7 protein-coding genes are annotated in these 5,450 nt (G+C 68.7%); all 7 read right to left on the bottom strand.

The features are described 5' to 3' along the window. Window positions 1-1,166: acetyl-CoA carboxylase biotin carboxylase subunit (locus tag ACFSJG_RS14800; protein ID WP_378485942.1), on the bottom strand; the 1,166-nt coding region annotated here is incomplete at its 3' end. A gap of 199 nt (window positions 1,167-1,365) precedes the next feature. Beyond that, entirely contained in the window at window positions 1,366-2,775 is a 1,410-nt protein-coding gene (locus tag ACFSJG_RS14795; protein WP_378485941.1) for a condensation domain-containing protein, read from the bottom strand. A 48-nt stretch (window positions 2,776-2,823) separates the two neighbouring features. Then, on the bottom strand, window positions 2,824-3,237 hold the full coding sequence (locus ACFSJG_RS14790) for a SufE family protein (protein ID WP_378485940.1): 414 nt from the start codon (window positions 3,235-3,237) through the stop codon (window positions 2,824-2,826). Next, on the bottom strand, window positions 3,234-4,130 hold the full coding sequence (locus ACFSJG_RS14785) for a sulfurtransferase (protein ID WP_378485939.1): 897 nt from the start codon (window positions 4,128-4,130) through the stop codon (window positions 3,234-3,236). Before ACFSJG_RS14785 ends, ACFSJG_RS14790 begins: the two co-directional genes overlap by 4 nt. An 88-nt stretch (window positions 4,131-4,218) precedes the next feature. Further along, entirely contained in the window at window positions 4,219-4,863 is a 645-nt protein-coding gene (locus ACFSJG_RS14780; protein ID WP_378485938.1) for a Maf family protein, read from the bottom strand. After that, entirely contained in the window at window positions 4,860-5,144 is a 285-nt protein-coding gene (locus tag ACFSJG_RS14775; protein ID WP_378485937.1) for an acyl-CoA carboxylase subunit epsilon, read from the bottom strand. The genes ACFSJG_RS14780 and ACFSJG_RS14775 overlap by 4 nt, the downstream gene beginning before the upstream one ends. A 50-nt stretch (window positions 5,145-5,194) precedes the next feature. Beyond that, a partial coding sequence (locus ACFSJG_RS14770; protein WP_378485936.1) for a carboxyl transferase domain-containing protein occupies window positions 5,195-5,450 on the bottom strand: 256 nt, incomplete at its 5' end.

Below are 5,450 nucleotides of genomic sequence, written 5' to 3'. Positions count from 1 at the left end.
GAGTCGAACTGACCGCCGATCACATCGCCCTGCACCACACCGGAGTCGACCCGCACACCCGGACCGGTCGGCTCCTTGTACACGCTGATGGGGCCCGGGGCGGGGAGGAAGCCGCGGCCGGCGTCCTCACCGTTGATCCGGAACTCGAACGAGTGCCCGCGCGGGGTCGGGTCCTCGGTGAACTCGAGGGCCTCACCGTTGGCGATGCGGAACTGCTGACGCACCAGGTCGATGCCCGCGGTCTCCTCGGTGACCGGATGCTCGACCTGCAGACGGGTGTTGACCTCCAGGAAGGAGACGGTGTCACCCTGCACCAGGTACTCCACGGTGCCGGCACCGTAGTAGCCGGCCTCCTTGCAGATCGCCTTCGCCGAGTTGTGGATCCGGTCCCGCTGATCGTCGGTCAGGAACGGCGCGGGGGCCTCCTCGACCAGCTTCTGGAAACGACGCTGCAGCGAGCAGTCGCGGGTACCGGCGACGATGACGTTGCCGTGCTGATCGGCGATCACCTGCGCCTCCACGTGCCGGGCCTTGTCGAGGTACTGCTCGACGAAGCACTCCCCACGACCGAACGCGGCGACCGCCTCACGGGTCGCGGACTCGAACAGCTCCGGGATCTCCTCGATGGTGTGCGCGACCTTCATGCCGCGGCCACCGCCACCGAACGCCGCCTTGATCGCGACCGGCACCCCGTACTGCTTCGCGAATTCGACGACCTCGTCGGCGCCCTTGACCGGGTCCTTGGTGCCGGCGGCCATCGGCGCGTTCGCGCGTTCGGCGATGTGCCGGGCGGTGACCTTGTCACCGAGGTCGCGGATCGACTGCGGCGACGGTCCGATCCAGATCAGGCCGGCGTCGATCACGGCCTGCGCGAAGTCGGCGTTCTCGGACAGGAACCCGTACCCGGGGTGGATCGCGTCGGCACCGGACTTGGCGGCGGCGTCGAGGATCTTGTCGAACACCAGGTACGACTCGGCCGAGGTCTGCCCACCGAGGGCGAACGCCTCGTCGGCCAGCTTCACGAACTGCGCATCCGCATCGGGCTCCGCGTACACCGCGACACTGCCGTACCCGGCGTCCTTCGCGGCCCGGATGACACGCACAGCGATCTCACCGCGGTTCGCGACGAGCACCTTCGTGATCTGTGTGCTGGCATGACTGGGCACGGAGCCTCCTGTTGATCGCAAGGGGTCGCCACGGGCGGGCGTCCCTTCCGGGGATCAGTCCCGGCTGGTGTGTTGTCGGCAGTTCTCGAAGTGTATGCACCGGTCGAGAAGCGAACGCAATCGGCTGGGGCGACGCCTACGGAACCGTTGAACACCCTAAGCCCTACTGACCAGTAGTTTTTCGGTTCGCCGGGTGGTCTCACCGGGTGACGGATGCCGGCAGTCCGCACGTTCCGGTGCCGACAGCCTCCTCCATGAGGCTGCGCAGCCGGGTGACGTACCGGTGGACCGCCGCCGTGGCCGACTCGGTCGCCGGGAAACGGGCCGCGATGTTGACGCCCTGCGGTGTCCGGTTCACCCAGATGTGCACGTCGCTCGAGTACTGCTTGCTCCGCAGCGCGCGGGCGTTCCGGTCCGGCCACTCGGTCGCCGCGGGAATGAACCGCAGGTCCATGTACGACACCACGAACCGGGGGAGGGGGGAGGTGCCGAGGGCGTCACAGACCCACTCGAACGGCACCTGGGAGGCCGGTTTCGCGGCCGTGACCTGGACGGACGCTCGCCGGACCAGGTCGGCGAACGACCCCGCCCCACGCACACCGAAGCTGATCGGACTGATCCCGACGAACCAGCCGATCGAGCCGGCCCACCCCGGGGCGTCGCGGGTGTGCATGGGTGTGACGGCGTCGAATCGGTCCGCTCCGGCGAGCTCGGAGCCGACGATCGCCATGCATGCCAGGGCGCCGGCGAAGAAGCCGTGCCCGATCTTCCGGCACATCACCGCGAACGCGTCCGCGTCGTCCCGGTCGAGGACCCACGCGGACAACCCGCGCTGCGCGGACGGGTGGTCGGGCAGTTCGCCGAGGTCGAGGGGGAACTCCGGGAGCTGCCCGTGTCCGCGGTCGAGGACGCCCCGCCACAGTGCGACCGCCGGATGGTCCGTCGACAACTCGCCGACGCGGGTGCGTTCGTGCGCGCTGAAGTCCAGGTAGCTGCCCACCGGGAACAGAGCCGGATCGACGCCGTCCCGCTCGGCGCGGTACAGCGCGTCGATCTCCTGCGCGACGAGTACCACCGAGTACCCGTCGACGAGTGCGTGGTCGGCGGCGAAGTACACGGTGAACGCCCGGTCGCGGTCCGGCGGCTCGACGGTCGCGAACGCGAACGCGGGCCACGACGTCGGCGCCGTGCAGCCGTCGAAGAGCGACTGGAGGTGCGCGCAGTTCTCGGCGGCCGACGTGCGGTAACCGTGCTTCTGCGAATCCACCCGCACCCGGCCCGGGGCAACCGTCCGCCGCCTCAGGTCCCCGGCGCCGGGGGTGAGTCCCGCGTGACTGCGCAACCCCTCGTGCCGGTCGATCCAGGTGTTCAGCGCGCGACCGAAGGACTCGGCGTCGAGCGGTCCGGTGATCTCGAACGCCGTGCCGAGCCACGACTCGCGTCCCGACCACGGGTCGGTGTGCGCCTCACGCAGCCGGGACTCCTGCACGAACGACGACGGCCTGGCGTCAACGAACCACGGGTTCGCGCCGTCGCACGGAGCGGTCGGAATCCACTCCGTCAACGTCCCCGGGGTGACGGGGTAGTCCACCAGTTCGGTGAATTCCATACGCAGAACCCACTTCTCGAGATCGGCACAGTCGAATCGGGGTCGCGCTCACTCCCGCAGATGACGCTTGATGCGGGTCAGCATCGCGGACATGCCTCGGAGTCGCAGCGGGCTGACGGCGTCCGCCAGTCCCAGCGCGGAGTAGAAGTCTCCGGGCACCTCCAGTATCGCCTGTGCGCTCTGTCCGTCCAAACCCTGATGGAGAATCGACGCGAATCCGCGTGTCGTCGGTGCCTCCGGGGGTGCGCTGAAGTGCAGCCGGACGTGATCGCGGTCCGCCGCGTCGACCGACAGGAACAGCGGTGACTGGCACTCCGGCACCGGCTCCATCGCCGCTTCCTGCAACTCGTCAGGCAGCTCCGGAAGTTCCCTGCTGAACTCCAGCAGCAACTGCAGTTTCTCCTGGTCGGACACCGAGGCGAAGTCGTCGACGATATCGGCGAGCGGTGCGGGCAACGTCATGCGATCGCCGGGACCTCGCCGGGCTCCTCGCCCTTGACGATCGGCACCCGCACCGCATTGCCCCACTCGGTCCACGAACCGTCGTAGTTGCGCACCTTCTGGAATCCGAGCAGGTAAGTGAGGACGAACCAGGTGTGGCTCGACCGCTCGCCGATCCGGCAGTACGCGATCACGTCGTCGGTGGGTGCCAGTCCGGAGTACACCTCGTCCAGTTCGGTGCGCGAGCGGAACCGGCTGTCCGGTGCGGCCGCCTTCGCCCACGGAATCGAGATCGCGCCGGGGACGTGACCGCCGCGCAGCGCGCCCTCTTCCGGGTAGTCGGGCATGTGGGTCCGCTCGCCAGTGTACTCCTGGGGCGACCGGACGTCGACCAGGGGGCCACCGTCGAGGTGGGCGAGCACGTCGTCCTTGAAGGCCCGGATCAGGGCGTCGTTCCGTTCGACGACCGGGTAGTCGGTGGGCGCGTTCTCCGGCACGTCGAAGGTGGTGTCGCGGTTCTCCGCGATCCACGCGTCCCGGCCGCCGTCGAGCAGGCGGACGTCCTCGTGACCGAACAGCGTGAACACCCACAGGGCGTACGCCGCCCACCAGTTGCTCTTGTCGCCGTAGATCACGACCGTGTCGTCCCGGTGAATGCCCTTGCGGCTCATCAGGTCCGCGAACGCCGCGCCGTCGATGTAGTCGCGGGTCACCGGGTCGTTGAGGTCGGTGTGCCAGTCGATCTTCACCGCGCCGGGGATGTGTCCGATGTCGTAGAGCAGCACGTCCTCGTCGGACTCGACGATCTTGATGCCGGGGGTGCCGATGTGCGCGCCCAGCCATTCGGTGGTGACGAGGCGCTCCGGGTGCGCGTAGGCCGCGAAGGACGGGTTGGGATCGGGCGCAACGGGCACGGTGCAGGCTCCTGACGGTCTGACGACGAGTTGACAGCGCAAGTCTAGGCGCAGTGCACCGCCCGACGCCTTGCCGACGTCGAGCCGTTCAGGTCACACTCGGCGAGGCCGTCCACAGTTCCGCGATTCCCACCCCGACGTCTCCGAGGAGGCGCCGCACCAGCGGCAGTCCGATGCCGATGACACTCGACGGATCGCCTTCGATGCGATCGATGAACCAGCCGCCGAGCCCGTCCAGGGTGAAAGCACCTGCGACCTGCATCGGCTCACCCGAGTCGAGGTACGCCTCCAGGTCGTCGCCCGACGGGGTGCCGAAGTGCACGACCGTCGCGCTGTCCGCACTGGAATCGCCGACTTGCACGCCGTCGCGGACCCGCAGCACGCAGTGCCCCGTCAGGAGGGTGCCGCTGCGTCCCGCCATCGACCGCCAGCGTGCCCGGGCGACGTCGGCGTGATGCGGTTTGCCCTGCAACTCGCCGTCGATCAGCAGCATGGAGTCGCATCCGACGACCACAGCGTCCGCTACGACGTCGGCGGGCAGCGCGGGCAGCACCGCCGTCGCCTTAGCCCGGGCCAACTCCGTCACCACGTGCTGCGGTGCCGCGCGGGGTCCGAGTGCCGCCTGGATCGCGTCCTCGTCCACGCCGGACACGTGCACGTACGGCTCGATCCCCGCCTTGCGCAGGACGGTGAGTCGCGCAGGCGAGGCCGAGGCGAGAACGAGCCTGGTCACGCTCGGTTGTTGAACGCGTAGGGCGAGAACGGCGCGCGCACGCGGTGCATGCTGGTCGGCTCTCCCCAGTGGTCGGCGGGAGTGGTGTCGACGGGCGCCTCCGTCGAGCCTGCGGCGGCGAGGACCGCGACGAGCGCGGCGATGTCGGCGTCGCTGGGATTGCCCTTGAGCACCTTGATGACCGGCAATTGCCTACCTTCGGTTGCGGCCGCCGCGTCGATCGTCTCGGCGGCTTCGGTGAGCACCTCGACCTCGGCGAGTGCGTTGTCGGTGATTGTCACCTGTTCAATGTATTCGCTGACGCCCACTGCGCCGATGTCATCGCTGATGCTCACAGGGGAATGTTTCCGTGCTTCTTGGGGGGCAGAGTCACCATCTTGCGTTCGAGCAGACGCAGGGCGGCGACGATCTGACCGCGGGTGTGCGACGGCGGGATGACGGCGTCGACGTAACCACGTTCGGCGGCGATGTACGGGTTGACGAGGGTGTCCTCGTACTCGTTCTGCAACTGCAGGCGCAGTGCGTCGACGTCCTGCCCGTTCGCGGCGGCGTCCTTGAGCTGCTTGCGGTAGACGAACCCGACCGCG

Source organism: Rhodococcus gannanensis (genome assembly GCF_042681175.1).
GTDB lineage: Bacteria > Actinomycetota > Actinomycetes > Mycobacteriales > Mycobacteriaceae > Rhodococcus_G > Rhodococcus_G gannanensis.
The sequence above is the reverse complement of the archived record's forward strand: the minus strand, read 5'-3'. Positions and strand labels throughout refer to the sequence as shown.